The organism is Mycolicibacterium iranicum (assembly GCF_014190915.1).
Classification (GTDB): Bacteria; Actinomycetota; Actinomycetes; order Mycobacteriales; family Mycobacteriaceae; genus Mycobacterium; species Mycobacterium iranicum_B.
The window spans coordinates 14,863-29,936 of sequence record NZ_JACHVU010000014.1; the positions used below are offsets into that span (position 1 = coordinate 14,863).

The 15,074-nt window shown below is 69.6% G+C and carries 16 protein-coding genes; 3 read left to right on the top strand and 13 right to left on the bottom strand.

The features are described 5' to 3' along the window. Nucleotides 1-85: 85 nt before the first annotated feature. From dapC to FHR72_RS22770, 3 genes are all read right to left on the bottom strand, one after another. Entirely contained in the window at nucleotides 86-1,174 is a 1,089-nt protein-coding gene (gene dapC / locus FHR72_RS22760; protein ID WP_183472546.1) for a succinyldiaminopimelate transaminase, read from the bottom strand. A 29-nt stretch (nucleotides 1,175-1,203) separates the two neighbouring features. Further along, nucleotides 1,204-1,527 (bottom strand): ferredoxin, encoded by a 324-nt coding sequence (fdxA, locus tag FHR72_RS22765; RefSeq protein WP_183472549.1) that lies wholly within the window; start codon nucleotides 1,525-1,527, stop codon nucleotides 1,204-1,206. A gap of 220 nt (nucleotides 1,528-1,747) precedes the next feature. Then, nucleotides 1,748-2,509: a glycoside hydrolase family 16 protein gene (locus tag FHR72_RS22770; RefSeq protein WP_183472551.1), complete on the bottom strand. Its 762-nt coding sequence runs from the start codon at nucleotides 2,507-2,509 to the stop codon at nucleotides 1,748-1,750. A 95-nt stretch (nucleotides 2,510-2,604) separates the two neighbouring features. Here FHR72_RS22770 and FHR72_RS22775 point away from each other — a divergent pair, with 95 nt between their 5' ends. Then, nucleotides 2,605-3,150 (top strand): YceI family protein, encoded by a 546-nt coding sequence (locus FHR72_RS22775; protein ID WP_183472554.1) that lies wholly within the window; start codon nucleotides 2,605-2,607, stop codon nucleotides 3,148-3,150. 40 nt (nucleotides 3,151-3,190) lie between these two features. Here FHR72_RS22775 and FHR72_RS22780 read toward each other — a convergent pair whose 3' ends face one another. From FHR72_RS22780 to typA, 6 genes are all read right to left on the bottom strand, one after another. Further along, nucleotides 3,191-4,099 (bottom strand): fumarylacetoacetate hydrolase family protein, encoded by a 909-nt coding sequence (locus FHR72_RS22780; protein ID WP_183472557.1) that lies wholly within the window; start codon nucleotides 4,097-4,099, stop codon nucleotides 3,191-3,193. 142 nt (nucleotides 4,100-4,241) lie between these two features. Continuing rightward, nucleotides 4,242-6,821, bottom strand: a complete 2,580-nt coding sequence (locus tag FHR72_RS22785) for a bifunctional FO biosynthesis protein CofGH (RefSeq protein ID WP_183472560.1) — start codon at nucleotides 6,819-6,821, stop codon at nucleotides 4,242-4,244. A gap of 84 nt (nucleotides 6,822-6,905) precedes the next feature. Further along, complete coding sequence (locus tag FHR72_RS22790) at nucleotides 6,906-7,391, bottom strand: hypothetical protein (protein ID WP_183472563.1); 486 nt, start codon at nucleotides 7,389-7,391, stop codon at nucleotides 6,906-6,908. 109 nt (nucleotides 7,392-7,500) lie between these two features. Then, nucleotides 7,501-8,355, bottom strand: coding sequence for an N-acetyl-1-D-myo-inositol-2-amino-2-deoxy-alpha-D-glucopyranoside deacetylase (gene mshB / locus FHR72_RS22795; RefSeq protein ID WP_183472566.1), 855 nt, complete (start codon nucleotides 8,353-8,355; stop codon nucleotides 7,501-7,503). A gap of 56 nt (nucleotides 8,356-8,411) precedes the next feature. Then, on the bottom strand, nucleotides 8,412-10,304 hold the full coding sequence (locus FHR72_RS22800) for an ABC transporter family substrate-binding protein (protein ID WP_396888499.1): 1,893 nt from the start codon (nucleotides 10,302-10,304) through the stop codon (nucleotides 8,412-8,414). A 20-nt stretch (nucleotides 10,305-10,324) separates the two neighbouring features. After that, nucleotides 10,325-12,226, bottom strand: coding sequence for a translational GTPase TypA (gene typA / locus FHR72_RS22805; protein WP_183472569.1), 1,902 nt, complete (start codon nucleotides 12,224-12,226; stop codon nucleotides 10,325-10,327). Nucleotides 12,227-12,282: 56 nt separating this feature from the next. Here typA and FHR72_RS22810 point away from each other — a divergent pair, with 56 nt between their 5' ends. Next, a complete protein-coding gene (locus FHR72_RS22810) occupies nucleotides 12,283-12,450 on the top strand; it encodes a hypothetical protein (protein ID WP_183472572.1) in 168 nt (55 codons plus the stop codon). Nucleotides 12,451-12,512: 62 nt separating this feature from the next. Next, nucleotides 12,513-12,785 (top strand): hypothetical protein, encoded by a 273-nt coding sequence (locus FHR72_RS22815; RefSeq protein WP_183472575.1) that lies wholly within the window; start codon nucleotides 12,513-12,515, stop codon nucleotides 12,783-12,785. Here the strand turns inward: FHR72_RS22815 and FHR72_RS22820 are convergent. The 4 genes from FHR72_RS22820 to FHR72_RS22835 all read right to left on the bottom strand — a co-directional run bounded on the left by FHR72_RS22820 (nucleotide 12,782) and on the right by FHR72_RS22835 (nucleotide 15,067). Next, nucleotides 12,782-13,096: a hypothetical protein gene (locus FHR72_RS22820; protein ID WP_183472578.1), complete on the bottom strand. Its 315-nt coding sequence runs from the start codon at nucleotides 13,094-13,096 to the stop codon at nucleotides 12,782-12,784. The genes FHR72_RS22815 and FHR72_RS22820 overlap by 4 nt on opposite strands. A gap of 2 nt (nucleotides 13,097-13,098) precedes the next feature. Next, nucleotides 13,099-13,422, bottom strand: coding sequence for a hypothetical protein (locus tag FHR72_RS22825; RefSeq protein ID WP_183472581.1), 324 nt, complete (start codon nucleotides 13,420-13,422; stop codon nucleotides 13,099-13,101). A gap of 85 nt (nucleotides 13,423-13,507) precedes the next feature. Then, nucleotides 13,508-14,584, bottom strand: a complete 1,077-nt coding sequence (locus FHR72_RS22830; RefSeq protein WP_183472586.1) for a hypothetical protein — start codon at nucleotides 14,582-14,584, stop codon at nucleotides 13,508-13,510. Between the two features lie 81 nt (nucleotides 14,585-14,665). Further along, a complete protein-coding gene (locus FHR72_RS22835; RefSeq protein ID WP_183472589.1) occupies nucleotides 14,666-15,067 on the bottom strand; it encodes a (deoxy)nucleoside triphosphate pyrophosphohydrolase in 402 nt (133 codons plus the stop codon). Nucleotides 15,068-15,074 lie beyond the last annotated feature (7 nt).

Below are 15,074 nucleotides of genomic sequence, written 5' to 3' on the forward strand. Positions count from 1 at the left end.
TCCTCGCAGCGGGACGGGAAGGAAAGCACCGCGCCTCAGCTCAATCGCTGCACCGCAGCCTCACCCCAATCGCTGCACCGCAGCCTCACCCCAATCGCTGCACCGCAGCGGTGACCCTCTCGTCCGTCGCCGTCAACGCCACCCGCACATGCGACGCCCCGCGTGGCCCGTAGAACTCCCCCGGCGCCACCAGGATTCCGCGCTGCGCCAGCCACGCCACCGTCTCCCGGCACGGCTCGCCACGGGTGGCCCACAGATACAGCCCGGCTTCGGAGTGGTCGACGGTGAAGCCCGCCGACAGCAGCGCGGGCAGCAGCGCCTCGCGCCGACGCGCGTACCGCTGTCGCTGGTCCTGCTCGTGGGCGTCGTCGTCGAGGGCGGCGACCATCGCGGCCTGGATCGGTGTCGGCACCATCATCCCGGCGTGTTTGCGCACCGCCAGCAGTTCGCCGACCACCGCCGGGTCTCCCGTCACGAATCCGGCCCGGTAACCCGCCAGCGACGACGTCTTCGACAGCGAGTGCACCGCCAGCAGCCCGGTGTGGTCGCCGTCGCACACGTCGGGGTGCAGCACCGAAACAGGGGCGGCGTCCCAGCCGAGACCGAGGTAGCACTCGTCGGAGGCGACCAACACGCCACGTTCGCGCGCCCACTGCACGACCTTGCGCAGGTGATCGACGCCCAGCACCTTGCCGGTGGGATTGCTCGGCGAGTTCAGGTAGATCAGCGCCGGCACCGACGGACCCAGCTGCGTCAGCGAATCGGCACGCACGATCGCAGTGCCGGCCATCAGCGCGCCGACCTCATAGGTCGGGTAGGCGAGCTCCGGGACGACGACCGTGTCGCCTGCACCCAGCCCGAGCAGGGTCGGGAGCCACGCGATGAGCTCCTTGGTCCCGATGACCGGGAGCACCGCCGCGGGCGTGAGCCCGGTGATGCCGTACCGGCGCTGCAGCGCGGCCACCACGGACTCCCGCAGCGCGGCGGTACCGTGCGTCGTCGGATAACCCGGGGCGGAACTGGCAGCGGCCAGCGCGTCCCGGATGACCGGAGCGACAGCATCGACGGGCGTGCCGACCGAGAGGTCGACGATCCCGCCCTCGTGGGCGCGCGCGGTCGCCGTCACCTCGGCGAGGGTGTCCCAGGGGAACACCGGAAGGGACGCCGACCTCATCGGCCGGCGGGAGCGTTCAGACGTCGCTCTCAGCCCTCACCCTGCGGCGGCATGTCCTTGACGGCCTGCGGGTCGTTGTCGGTCTGGCCGACCTTCGACGCGCCGCCCGGCGAACCGAGCTCGGCGAAGAAGTCCACGTTGTTCTGGGCGTATCCGCTCCACTGGTCGGGCACATCGTCTTCGTAGTAGATCGCCTCGACGGGGCACACCGGTTCGCAGGCGCCGCAGTCGACGCATTCATCCGGGTGGATGTACAACATGCGGGCGCCCTCATAGATGCAGTCGACAGGGCACTCCTCGATGCAGGCTTTGTCCTTGACATCGACGCAGGGCTCGGCAATGACGTACGTCACGAACTTCTCCTCAAGTCCTCTCGAACTACCTGTCCAGTGGGCTGTTGACCAGGCAGGGCTCGCTGATGGCGCAACCAATCCCAGCAAGTATCCCTGCCGTTAGTTGGACGCGTGTCTCAGTGTGCCCTAACTTCGCTCAAACCCGGTTAGGGGTTGCGCGTGGTTACAGATACTAAACGTCTCACTTACTCCGCGCCTAGTACCCACGCGGGAGGCGCATTCACTTTTCGTTCTCTGGCTGTTCGTAGCCGACCCGACGCACGCGCAGGTGCGGTATGTGCTCACCCGGACCGTCGCGCTGCGGGAAATCGAACACTCCGAGGAACAAGAACATCGGGTAGTCGGGGGCCTGGTCACAGACGCGCGTCGTGACCCCGTCGATGAGGAATTCGACCGACCCCGGCTGCCAGCGCACGGCGTAGGTGTGCTCGCGCTCGACGTCGAGATCGCGCACGTCGGCCGAGAAGTCCTCGCGCAGTGCGGGATCGCGAAAGCGGTGGATTCCCTGACCCACTGCGGCGCGTCCGGCGGCCACGGTGTCGCCGAAGACCTCCACCACGCAGATCTCCCCACACCGGTCCGGCTGGTCTTCGAGTCCCACCATCCACGCCGAGAACATCGAGCGTGGGCTCAGCTGCGCCGAGCAGGTGACCGACACGGTGCCGAAGTGCGGCACGAACCCGAGGACGGTCGGCTGCTCCTCCCGCACGACCAGGCCGTCCCGGAACGGCTGCGGGGCATCGATACTGCCCACCGGTCCGGACCGGTTGGCGCTCTGAACGGCGGACACACGCAGCGGGCCGTCGTGCAGGTCGGGACACCACAGGCCTTGAGACGGCGGTATGGACAGGTCGAGACCCTCGGGGCCGATCGCATACGTGGCCGCCGCGGCCGCGCGGGAACTCCACGCAGGCAGATAGGACGCCGTCCAGATCGCCGGGTCCAGCTCGGAGAAGCGCTCGTCGAACGGCCGCTGCGTCATAGCGGGACCTTAGCGGGAATGAATTCGGACTACGGTCCGTTTAGTTGGGATGTCCGGCCGGACCCTCCGGCGACCGTTCGAGAAAAGAGACGATCATGACCACCGCCACCACCGCACTGCCCACCGGAACCTGGGTCATCGACCCCGTGCACTCCTCCGTCGGTTTTTCGGTACGCCACCTCGTGGTGAGCAAGGTCCGGGGCACCTTCGACACTTTCAGCGGCGCGATCACCGTCGCTGACGACGGCACCCCGTCGGTGCGCGCCGAGATCTCCGTGGACTCGGTCAACACCCGCAACGAGCAGCGCGATGCCCACCTCAAGGCCGCCGACTTCTTCGACGTGGCGACCTACCCGGTCGCGACGTTCAGCGCCACGGGTGTGCGTCAGGACGGTGACGGCTATGTGGTGGACGGTGACTTCACGCTCAAGGGTGTCACCCGGCCGATCTCGCTGTCCCTGGAGTTCAACGGCGTCAACCCCGGAATGGGACACGGTGAGGTCGCCGGCTTCGAGGCGTCGGTGGTGCTGAACCGCAAGGACTTCGGCATCGACATCGACATGCCGCTGGAGACCGGCGGCGCGGTCGTCGGTGACAAGGTCACGATCACGCTGGAGATCGAGGCCCTCAAGCAGGCTTGAGGCCCCGTCGTGACGCCGCCGCTGCGCGAGGGCGGCGGCCTCACGACGTGATGCGGTGGCGGATCTCGCCGACCCGGTCGAGGATCAGCGTCAGCTCGTCGCCGGGCTGCAACCAGTGGCCCGTCTCCATGCCACTTCCGCCCGGAAGCGTTCCGGTCGCGAAAAGCTCACCGGGATACAGCTTCTCGTCGCGCGATGCATGCGCGAGCATGTCGCCGACAGACCATTGCGCACCCGCACTCGACACCGTGCTGACGCGTCGGCCGTTGATCGCCACACTGCCGTTCAGGCTCTCGATGTGGGGCAGAATCTCGTCGGCGGTCACGGTTACCTCGGACATCGACGACGCGAAGTGCTTGGCCTTCTGCGGGCCGAGGCCGGTGGCCATCTCGGCACGCTGCACATCGCGGGCGCTGAAGTCGTTGACCACGACGAAGGCGCCGATCGCCGCCAGCGCCTCGGTGGCCGTGGCGTTGAACAGCGGTGCCTTCAGGACGAATCCGAGCTCCAGCTCGAAGTCCAGCGCGGCCGTGTACGAAGGGAACGCCACCGGCGTGCCGGTGGGTAAGAAGCTGAGGTGGTTGGACATGTAGTAGATCGGTTGCCGGTAGAACAGCGGCTTGGGTCTGAAGAGCGGGAACGGTTTCCGTGTCAGCTTTTCGATCGCCTCGGCGGCACGCGACTGCCCGGGATGAAATCGCCGCACCAGCCCGCGTGCGGCGTCGGTGGCGTGGCGCTCGTAGAGCATGAAGTCACGGAAGGACGCCGGCTGGAACGGCAGCACACGTCCTGCGAGTTCGTGATGGCGTTGCGCCACAGCGAGTTCCCACTCCCCGCTGTAGACGGCGCCGCCCAGCGGTGACGCATCCCGCTCCGGCGCCCACGACGCGTCGGCGTTCTGAGACTGCAGTTCGAGCCGGCCCTCGGTGTACACGCGTCGCAGCTTCATGCATCCGTCCTACCAGCCAGGCGTACCGACGGGCGCGCCCGATGCGCGCGAGCGCGCGCGAAATGCCGCCCGGCGCGGCGCGTCGGCGTGCAGACACGCGCGCTCGCGGTGCAGGTCAACGGGGCAGGGTCAGCGGTGCAGGTCAGGCCGCGAGTGGCGAGTAGTCCGTGGACCGCTGACGCGCTGGGCGGCCGATGCCCTCGGCGATCGCGACCAGCTCGGCGGCCGTCTTCGCCGAGCCGTTCTCCGAACCCGCCATCCGCGAGATCGTCTCCTCCATCAGCGTGCCGCCGAGATCGTTGGCGCCGCCGTTGAGCATCACCTGCGTGCGTTCGGCGCCGAGCTTGACCCAGCTGGTCTGGATGTTGGAGATCCTGCCGTGCAACATGATTCGTGCCAAAGCGTGCACGGCGCGGTTGTCGCGGTGCGTCGGCCCTGGCCGCGCGCCACCGGCAAGGTACAGCGGGCTGGACTGGTGCACGAACGGCAACGGCACGAACTCGGTGAATCCGCCTGTGCGGTCCTGGATGTCGCGCAGGACGTTCAGGTGCCCGACCCAGTGGCGCGGGGTGTCGACGTGGCCGTACATCATCGTCGAGCTCGACCGCAGCCCCACCTCGTGTGCTGTCGAGACCACCTCGATCCACATCGAAGTCGGCAGCTTGCCCTTGGTCAGGACCCAGCGCACCTCGTCGTCGAGGATCTCGGCGGCCGTGCCGGGGATGGTGTCGAGCCCGGCCTCCCGCAGCGCGGTCAGCCATTCGCGGACCGAGGTGCCGCTGCGGGTGACGCCGTTGGCGATCTCCATCGGCGAGAACGCGTGCACGTGCATCGACGGGACCCGCGCCTTGACCGCGCGCACGAGGTCGGCGTACCCCGTCACCGGCAGCTCGGGGTCGATGCCGCCCTGCATGCACACTTCGGTGGCGCCGGCGACGTGGGCCTCCCACGCCCGGTCGGCGACCTCGCTCGTCGACAGCGAGTATGCGTCGGCATCACCCTTGCGTTGCGCGAACGCGCAGAACCGGCAGCCGGTGTAGCAGATGTTGGTGAAGTTGATGTTGCGGTTGACGACGAACGTCACGTCGTCGCCGACGACGTCGCGACGCAGCGAATCCGCCAGGGCGGTCACGGCTTCCAGAGCCGGCCCGTCGGCGGTGGCAAGCGCGAGGTACTCGTCGTCCGAACATCCCGCAGGGTCGCGTTCGGCGGCACGCAACGCGGCGAGCACGTCGGTGTCGATGCGTTCAGGAGCGCGGGCAGCGAGCTCGTGCACCTTCTCGCGGATCGACTCCCAGTCGCCGAACGCGCTGCCGAGGTCACTGCGGGTTTCCGTGAGGCGACCCTCGGAGTCGATCGCCGAGTGCAGATCGGTGCGGCCCAGCGACTCGGTGGCCTCGTCGGGCTCCTGCCAGGGACGGCCCTGCGGGTTCACGTCGCGCGCCAAGCCGGTGTCGGGATCGGCCAGCGCCGCCACGTGCCCCATCACCCTGGGATCGATCCAGGCACTTCCGGCCTGGACGTACTGCGGCTGGGCCGTGAGGCGCTGCACCAGGTCGTAGCCGGCCTCGGCGGTCACCTCGGCCAGCTCGTCGAGCGCCGGCCACGGCCGCTCCGGGTTCACGTGGTCGGGCGTCAGCGGGGACACCCCGCCCCAGTCGTCGACACCGGCGCCGATCAGCGCCAGGCATTCGGCCCGCGACACCAGGTTCGGCGGGGCCTGGATCCGCACCTTGGGCCCCATCACCAGCCGGGTGACGGCGATCGTGGCCAGGAAGTCCTCCAGGCCCGCGTCCGGGGTCGCGGCCATCGCGGTGTGGTCCTTGGCCCGGAAGTTCTGCACGATCACTTCCTGGACGTGCCCGAACTCCTTGTGCGACCGGCGGATCGCGTGGACCGTCTCGGCCCGCTCGGTCAGCGTCTCGCCGATGCCGACCAGCAGACCGGTCGTGAACGGAATCGACAACCGACCCGCGTCGTCGAGGGTGCGCAGGCGCACCGCGGGGTCCTTGTCGGGGCTGCCGTAGTGGGCGAGCCCCTTGGTCTCGAAGAGCCGCCGCGACGTGGTCTCCAGCATCATGCCCATCGACGGCGCCACCGGCTTGAGCCGGGACAGCTCCGACCACGACATCACGCCGGGGTTCAGGTGCGGCAGCAGGCCCGTCTCCTCCAGCACCCGGATGGCCATGGCGCGCACGTAGTCCAGGGTGGAGTCGTAGCCGCGCTCGTCGAGCCACTGCCGGGCCTCGTCCCACCGGGCCTCGGGGCGGTCACCGAGGGTGAACAGCGCCTCCTTGCAACCCATTTCGGCGCCCGCTCGGGCGACCTCGAGGATCTCGTCGGGCTCCATGAACATGCCCCGGCCCTGCGCGCGCAGCCGGCCCGGCACCGTCACGAAAGTGCAGTAGTGGCAGGTGTCGCGGCACAGGTGGGTGACCGGGATGAAGACCTTGCGCGAGTAGCTGACGGGCAACCGGCCCGCGGGGCCGCGCCGGCCGGCGGCGTCGAGCCCGGCATCGCGCACCCGCGCCGCGGACGCACACAGATCGGCCAGGTCGTCTCCGCGCGCAGTCATCGCGATCGCGGCCTCGTCGACGTTGAGAGCCACTCCGTCACGAGCTCGCCGCAGCACGCGCCGCAGGGCGGCCGGGCTGGGCGCGTCGGATTTGGGGGGGATCACCGGGCTGGGCAGATCAGCGCCGCGCTGGGTGTTCAGAGCCACTTCCCTGTAACCCCGGCGTCGTCGCGGATCATCCGCGCGTCTCACTATCTGAAACAGCTTCGCCTGGCATAGGGGCCACAGTAGTCACCCGGCACGCCGGCCGGAGTCCGCCCCGGTCCTGGCGTCTCGCCGGACGGGCGCCTCGGCGGGGTGACGCATCAGCAGCCAGGCCGGCGGCAGCCCACCGAGGGCCACGAGCAGCACCGGACCGAATTCCATGACCCCGGTGCCGCCGAACACCAGGTCGTCGCCCGGACCGACGGTCATCAGGAGGGCGACCGTGGCCAGCCAGGTCCACATCGGCAGCGCCGCGAGACGGGGTGCCGACGTCCACTGCAGCGCCGCCCACACCATGGCCGCGTTGAGGACACCGCTGAGCAGCGCACTGATCGGGAACGGAACGGATCCGATCCGCAGCGGGAGGAAGAAGACGGCCATCAGGGCCGAGAGCACGCCGTCGACGGCGAGCAGGGTCAGCAGGAGGACGCGGAACCGGTCCCCCGCGGGGGCAGCCGGCGCCGTCAGGTCGGGATGCTGTCGAGCAGCGAGACGAGCGAGCCGACGACCCACTGGTAGCTGTCGAGCCGGTCCTGCCAATGCTGCAGGTTGGGATCCAGATCCGGGTCCATGTGCTGCCCTTCCGCCGCGGTTGGCCGAAGCTTACCCGGTCGGCTCGGCGTCAACCCAGGTTCAGGCCCGACAGCAGATCGGTTTCCCAGCCCCGCGCGTCGCGTTCGCCGGCGGTTCCCTCGGCGAGCACGTAGTACTCGGTGGAGTCGACGGGCAGGGCGACGTTGTTCGACAGCGCGAAGCTGCGGCCGTCGGCGGCCACGGTGATCTGTGTTTCGTGGGCCCGCATCGCGGCCACCCGGGCCGCGTTGTGGGCCGAGAGCTCCAGTGCCGCGTCGATCGCGTCGTCGGTGTAGCCGACCAGCGGCAGATCGTCGGCGGGCAGTGTCACCCACCCCTCGGGGACCTCGCCGAGGTCGGCAAGGCCGGCCACCAGCGCCGACTGCGACGTCACCGTCCAGTACAACTTCGGCACCTCCCACGTCGCGGCCGCCACCGCCGCGGTCGTCAGCCGGTGGGTGTGGATGTGGTCGGGGTGGCCGTAGCCGCCGTCCGGGTCGTAGGTGACGACGACGTGCGGGCGCAGCTCGTCGATGGCGTCGGCCAGCACCCGGGTCTGCTCGGCGAAGCCCCCGTCGACGAAGCGCTGCCGGTGCCGCGCCGGGGTGCCGTCCATTCCGGAGTCCCGCCAGCGTCCCGCCCCGCCGAGATAGCGGGGACGGTCCACGCCGAGCGCGGCGAGTGCGGCCGTGAGCTCGCCGATGCGGTAGCCGCCGAGCTGGTCGGCCTGGTCGACGGCCAGCTGCGCCCAGCGCTCACCGATGACCTCACCCTCTTCGCCGAGGGTGCACGTGATGACCTGGACCTGCGCGCCGAGGGCGGCGTAGTGCGCGATGGTCGCGCCGGTGGTGAGGGTCTCGTCGTCGGGATGGGCGTGGACGAACAGCAGTCGCGCGGTCTCCATCCGACCAGCTTGCCTTCCGTGCCGACGGCTCCCCGGAGCGCCCCTGCCGGCTGTCGCTACTGGGGCAGCCTGACCCAGGTGCCGGCGTCCCCGACGATCCCGACCGGGACGGCGCCGGTGAGACTCACGTGGTCGACGCTGGGCCCGGCCGCCACGATCGTGGTGTCCTGCAGGATCGGCAGCACGGTCGACATCTCCCACAGGCGCGGCTCGACCTCGTCGATGACGTCGGCGATGTCGGCCGTGCCGTGCAGCGCGGCATCGATTCTGGGCTGGATGCCGCGATCGCAGATTCCGGTGATGTTGCTGGGCGCCTGGACGAGCTGGCCGGATTCCGGCACCGGAGGCGGTGCCGTGGCCGTCGTCGGCGGAACCGGTGTGGGGGTGCGGGGCTGCTGAGGGGTGCTCGGTTGCGGCGGCGTGCTCGGCTGCTGGGTGGCGCCGCCCGGGGTGGTCTCGACCGCGGTGGCTTCGAGCGCGGGGCATCCGTAGCGCGACGCCAGGGACGTGGCCAGGTCCCCGCCGGCGGGATGCCAGCCGATCACCGCGTCGACGGCGTTGTCGACCATCGCCTCGCCGTAGAGCGTGACGGGGTCCAGGGCCGACACGGTCGCGGCGATGCCGACGTTGCGCAGCTGGTCGGCGGCGGTGTTCGCCACGGCCACCGACGTCGGGTCGTTGGCGGCCACCCCGAGCACCAGCGCGAGCGGTTCGCCGTCTTTGACGAGCCGGCCCCGGCCGTTGTCCGGTGGTGCGGCAGCGGGCGGCTCCGGCATCTCGACCGGCTCGACCTGATAGCCCGCCGACCCGAGCAGCGCCATGGCCTCCTCGCGGGTCATCGCGGGGGGCGCCGTGGGCACATAGCCGGGGTCCGACGGCGACCGCACCTGGGCCTGCGCCAGCGTGACGGTGTTGTCGTCACCGGCCCCGACCGCAGCCAGCAGGTCGACGTCGAGGAGTCCGAGGACCGCCTTGCGGACCGAGATGTCGGCCAGCGCGGGCTGCCGGGCCCGCAGGGTCAGCTGCATGACGCGGGGGGTGACGATGCGCGCGGTCCGGACGTCCGGGATCGCGGAGAGTTGGGCGAACACCGCCGACCCGCCGTGTACCTGCGCCACCTGGGTGTCGCCGTTGCGGATCGAATCGGCCAGCGCCGCCGGCGTGCCGGCGCGGCGGAACAGCACCAGGTCCGGAACCGCCGGCGTGCCCCAGTAGCGGTCGTTGCGTGCCAGCAGGATCTCATCGCGCTGCGGATCGATGGTGTCGACCCGGAACTGGCCGCCGGTCACGGGCAGCGCCTGGGCCAGCCCCGCCGAGAACCCGCCCGGGACGTCCTTGACGATGTGCGCGGGCAGGATGTCGTTGAACAGTTCCCGCCACGCCGGATACGGCCGCGCGAACGTCACGACCGCGGTCTTGCCGCCTTCGACGGACTGCACGCCGGTGATGAGGTCGTAGCCCGCCGGGTCGACGGCCCCCGGCTGGCTGACCATCTGCCGCCACAGGTACCAGAAGTCGTCGGCCGCGATCGGGGCGTTGTCGGTCCACTGCGCCTCAGGCCGGATCTTGTAGGTCACGGTGAACGGCTCCTGGCTGGTCACCTCGGCCGATTCCAGCAGCGATGTGTCCATCTCCCACCGCGAGCCCGTCGGCGTGCGCGAGTCCGGGATCGGCCGGAAGGTGCTGGGCAGCACCAGCGAGCTGATCGCCGCGTTCACCGGCGACTGATCGGACAGCAGATGCGAGTTGAAGCCGGGCCCGATCGAATCGATCGCCACGATGATCTGCGTCGCCTTCATCGGCGGCGGCGGCGTGGACTCGGTGGTGTCGGTGCTCTGCGGCGCCGGGGGCGGGCTGACGGTGCACCCGGTCACCAGCGCCAGACACAGTGCGAACGCGAGCGCGACCGACCGGGAGCCGGCGCTGACGCGGCGCAGAGTCGTCGGCACGCTGTACAGGGTAACGACGGTCAGCCGCGAGCCTTCGCGCGCGCTTTGGCCCGCGCCCGCAGCGACGCGGTCAGCTCGACCTTGCGGACCCGCACGATCTCCGGGGTGACCTCCACGCACTCGTCCTCGGCGCAGAACTCCATCGCCTTCTCCAGGTCGAGTTCCAGCGGACGGGCCAGCGTCTCGATCACATCGGCCGTCGAGCTGCGCATGTTGGTCAGCTTCTTCTCGCGGGTGATGTTGATGTCGAGATCCTCGGCGCGCGGATTGATCCCGACGACCTGGCCCTCGTAGGTCTCCTGACCCGGCTCGACGAAGAACTGGCCGCGGTCGGCCAGCTGGATCATCGCGAACGGCGTGATCTGACCGCTGCGGTCGGACACGAGCGATCCGGTGTGGCGGGCGCGGATCTCGCCCGCCCACGGCCGGTAGCCGTCGAACACGGCGTTGGCGATGCCGGTGCCGCGGGTCAGCGTCAGGAAGTCCGTGCGGAACCCGATCAGGCCGCGGCTGGGCACGATGAAGTCCATCCGGACCCACCCGGCGGCGTGGTTGGTCATCTGCTCCATGCGGCCCTTGCGGGCGGCCATCAGCTGGGTGATGGCGCCGAGGTGTTCTTCGGGGCTGTCGATGGTCAGCGCCTCGAAGGGCTCGTGCAGCTTGCCGTCAATGGTCTGGGTGACGACCTGCGGCTTGCCGACGGTCAGCTCGAAGCCCTCGCGGCGCATCTGCTCGACGAGGATGGCCAGCGCGAGCTCACCGCGGCCCTGCACCTCCCACGCGTCGGGGCGGCCGATGTCGACGACCTTGATGGACACGTTGCCGACGAGCTCGGAATCCAGACGGCTCTTCACCATTCGCGCCGTGAGCTTGTGCCCGGACACCTTGCCCGCGAGCGGCGAGGTGTTGGTGCCGACCGTCACCGAGATCGCGGGCTCGTCGACGGTGATGCGGGGCAGCGCGTGCGCATGGTCGGGGTCGGCGAGCGTGTCGCCGATCATGATGTCCGGGATTCCGGCGACGGCGACGATGTCACCGGCGACGGCCTCCTCGGTGGCGGTGCGTTCGACGCCCACGGTGACAAGCAGCTCGGTGATCTTGGCGGTCGTGATGACGGGGTGGCCGTCGACCTCGCGCATCCATGCGACCTGCTGGCCCTTGCGGATGCGGCCCTTGTAGATGCGGATCAGCGCGAGGCGGCCCAGGAAGGCCGAGGCGTCGAGGTTGGTGACGAGCGCCTGCAGCGGCGCCTCCGGATCGCCCTGGGGCGGCGGGATGTGCTCGAGCAACACGTCGAACAGGGGGTCGAGGTTCTCCCCGTCGGGGTTCTCACCGTTGGCGGGCTGGGTGGTGCTGGCGATGCCGGCACGCCCGGACGCATACAGCGTCGGCAGGTCGAGCGCCTTCTCGGCGGCCGCCTGCGCCTCCTCGTCCAGGTCCGAGGCGACGTCGAGGAGCAGGTCGTGGCTTTCCTCGACGACCTCGGCGATGCGGGCGTCGGGGCGGTCGGTCTTGTTGACGACGAGCAGGACCGGCAGGTGCGCGGCCAGCGCCTTGCGCAGCACGAACCGGGTCTGCGGCAGCGGGCCCTCGGACGCGTCGACCAGGAGCACCACGCCGTCGACCATTGACAGGCCACGCTCGACCTCGCCGCCGAAGTCGGCGTGTCCCGGGGTGTCGATGACGTTGATGATCGTCATGCCGCCGTCGGGGTGGTGTCGGTGCACCGCGGTGTTCTTCGCCAGGATCGTGATGCCCTTTTCCTTCTCCAGGTCACCCGAATCCATGAGGCGCTCGATGGCGTCGTCGCCGCGGTGGCTCAGCGCACCCGACTGACGCAGCATTGCATCGACCAGGGTCGTCTTGCCGTGGTCGACGTGAGCCACAATGGCGACGTTGCGAAAGTCCGGACGCGAATTCACGCCGGTAAGTGTCGCAGTGCAGTGCACCGATTGCGAAAACGAGAGATTCCCGTCACTTGAAAGCCAACAAGCTCGCCGGCGTGAAGCCGAAGAAGAAGTGCTGCCGCAGCAAGCCCCGCTGCAAACGTTGTCCGCTCGTCCTGCACAAGGTGCACAAGGCCGAATTGCTGGGCATTCGCGGCAAAGAGCTGGAGAAAGTGTTCAAGCGGGCACGAAAGGCCTGATCGGAGCCCGTCGTGCGGCGTATTCTCGAAGCCATCCGTGTGGCATTTCTCGGAGGTCGACCATGACGGTCTACTCGGTGCTCACCATCGCCCTCATCACTGTTCTGGCCACGCTCACCACGGCGGCCATCCTGGTGGGGCTGGCCAATTGGATCGGCGCGTTCTACGTCGTGCGATGCAGTGAATGTCGCCATCTGACGTTCAGCTCCGCCGACCGCAGCCAGGCGTCGTGTCCGCAGTGCAGGCATCCGGTGCTGACGCACCCGATCCACGCGCTCGTCCACCCGTCCGCCCGCACCGACGTGCGGGTGGTCGGGGACCGCCTGCGGTTCTAGCCGAGCGCCAGCGCCAGGAACGCGGTGGCTGCGAAGGCCACCGCGAAGAGCGCGGCTGCGAGCGCGCCGTCGGCCATGTCGACGAGCCGCCGCGAGTGCCTGCGCGTCAGCACCGACGCGAGGACGAGGGCTCCCGCCACCAGGGTCGGGACCAGCGGGGCGAAGAGCCAGTAGTACAGCGCGTAGGCATTCGAGATCGTCAGCACGCCCAGTGCGAATCCGAGCACCGTCCATGGAGACCCGGCGCGGCGGCCGAAGCGCCGGCGCGCGGGCCGTTCCGGTACCCAGGACTCCTCTGTCTCGAAGGACATGCTCACAGCGCCCAGAGGGCGAAGCCCGCGATGCCACACAGCCCGCTCGTGGCGCTGACCGTCAACGCGATGCCCAGACTCCGCACCACGATGCTGCGGGCGACCGCCGCCGTCCACGCACCCAGGACGAGTTGGGCACCGGCAGCGACGATCACCGGCACCCATCCTGCGGACGCCACAGCGCCTGCGGCACCGTCCGTGTGTGCCAACCAGGACGCCCCGATCATCGCCCAGGACACGCCACCGAAGAGCGCACCGAGGTGGACGGCGAGCCGCCAGTTGACGTCGGCCCGGCGGATCGGCCCGCCCCTGCCGTTCGTCGTCACATCACACCTCCCCTGGCCCGGTGACTGCGACCACCATCGTCACACGCCACACACGCGGTGCCGCACGGCAATTCGCCCGAGGAGGTCACGGGTACGACAGCAGCACCATCACCCGCCCGTCGTCGGAAACCGCGGGAAAGTCGTCGAGGTCGAACCCGTAGTACTCGATCTGGTCGTCGGTGATGTCGTCGATCACCTTCCCCTGGGTGTGCACCCTGTCGTCGCGAACGTCGTTCATCGCGCCGACGAAATCGGGCACAGACAGCGATTCGGCGAGCAGCAGTACTTCACCACCGGCCGAAAGATCAACCAGCACACCGGCTCCGGCGTAGTTGTTCCCTCCCCGCCCGGTGCCGTGGGGCGCCCAGTAGACAGGGTCGGTCGCGAGTCTCCCCTCGACCCGCCGGTATTCGCCGACGTGGGCGCTGTCGGCCACGGCGACCACCGGTAGCGCATCGACGGCCCGCTGCTGTTGCCAGAACATCGCCGCCAGCGGAATGCCCGCGATGCCGTAGACCATGACCATCAGCATCACCACGGGCTTCCACGCGATCTCCCAGGTCAGTCTGCGCGTGGACAACCCGGCCTGCGCGGTCTGCGCATCCAGTCGGCGGCGTCCGAATCGGAAGACGTACCACGCCAGCAGACGGGCCAGCGCCATGAGGGCGAGCACGACGAGACCGATGATGCCGGCGACCCGGAAGTAAAACGTGCTGTCGCCGTGGTTTTCGGTGGCCAGCACCATCACCGCGGGGATCGGCGCGGTCAGCAGCAACAGCAGCGCATAGGACGGATGGCTCGTCAGGTAGACGTACTGCGTCGTCCATGCGCGATTGCCCGCCGCGACGGTGTAGTCGCCGACGTCGACGCTGACCATCGGCGTCCAGGACCCCTGCACCACGCGCGGACGCACGAGGCTGCGCACGAAGAAGAACCCGGCGATTAGCGAGACGACGAGTGCACCCCAGAAGACGCCGGGAATGGGACCGCCCGTGCCCGGGACGCCCATGGCGCCGCGGATGTCGACGAGTTTGGCGAGGAAGAAAGTCAGAGGCAGGGCGAAGAACAGCTCTATTAACCACATCTGGAGCAGTTGCGGGATGCGCGACCCGACCCTGTCGAATGCCAGCACACCTCGCCACAGGAACTGCAGTACGCGCATGGACCGGGACGATAATGCGCGCCGGACCGCCGGAGTTGCGTAAAGCCATGGCGAAAATCAACGCCCGCGGACGCCGTGGCGTTACGTAACTTCCCCGGCGCGCAGCGTGCTCGCCAGAGCCGGTATCCACCCTCGGTCGGCGGGCACCCAGGGCAGGTCGTCGAGTTCCTCGGCGCGCACCCACCGCAGCCCGCGATGGTCGTGGGGGTGCAGCACGCCGCCGACGCGGGCGACGGCGTAGGCGCGCAGCACCATGGTCGGGCTCAGGGCGACATCATCGCCCAGGCGTTCGCCGACCGCCACCTCCACCCCGAGTTCCTCGTGCAGTTCGCGGGCGAGCGCGGCCCGCTCGGTCTCCCCCGGCGCCACCTTGCCGCCGGGCAGCTCCCAGAGCCCGGCAAGCTCCGCGGGGCGGTCACGCTGGGCCACGAGCAGCGCGCCGTGCTCGATCAGCGCGCCGGCCACCACGATCAGGTTTGGCATGGGCGCA

Bases quoted from the DNA above. Each gene is read 5' to 3' on its own strand.
- FHR72_RS22835 (WP_183472589.1), bottom strand. From the start codon at position 15,067: ATGCCAAACCTGATCGTGGTGGCCGGCGCGCTGATCGAGCACGGCGCG.
- FHR72_RS22780 (WP_183472557.1), bottom strand. From the start codon at position 4,099: ATGAAGCTGCGACGCGTGTACACCGAGGGCCGGCTCGAACTGCAGTCT.
- mshB (WP_183472566.1), bottom strand. From the start codon at position 8,355: ATGGAGACCGCGCGACTGCTGTTCGTCCACGCCCATCCCGACGACGAG.
- FHR72_RS22770 (WP_183472551.1), bottom strand. From the start codon at position 2,509: ATGACGCAGCGGCCGTTCGACGAGCGCTTCTCCGAGCTGGACCCGGCG.
- dapC (WP_183472546.1), bottom strand. From the start codon at position 1,174: ATGAGGTCGGCGTCCCTTCCGGTGTTCCCCTGGGACACCCTCGCCGAG.
- FHR72_RS22830 (WP_183472586.1), bottom strand. From the start codon at position 14,584: ATGCGCGTACTGCAGTTCCTGTGGCGAGGTGTGCTGGCATTCGACAGG.
- FHR72_RS22815 (WP_183472575.1), top strand. From the start codon at position 12,513: ATGACGGTCTACTCGGTGCTCACCATCGCCCTCATCACTGTTCTGGCC.
- FHR72_RS22820 (WP_183472578.1), bottom strand. From the start codon at position 13,096: ATGTCCTTCGAGACAGAGGAGTCCTGGGTACCGGAACGGCCCGCGCGC.
- FHR72_RS22775 (WP_183472554.1), top strand. From the start codon at position 2,605: ATGACCACCGCCACCACCGCACTGCCCACCGGAACCTGGGTCATCGAC.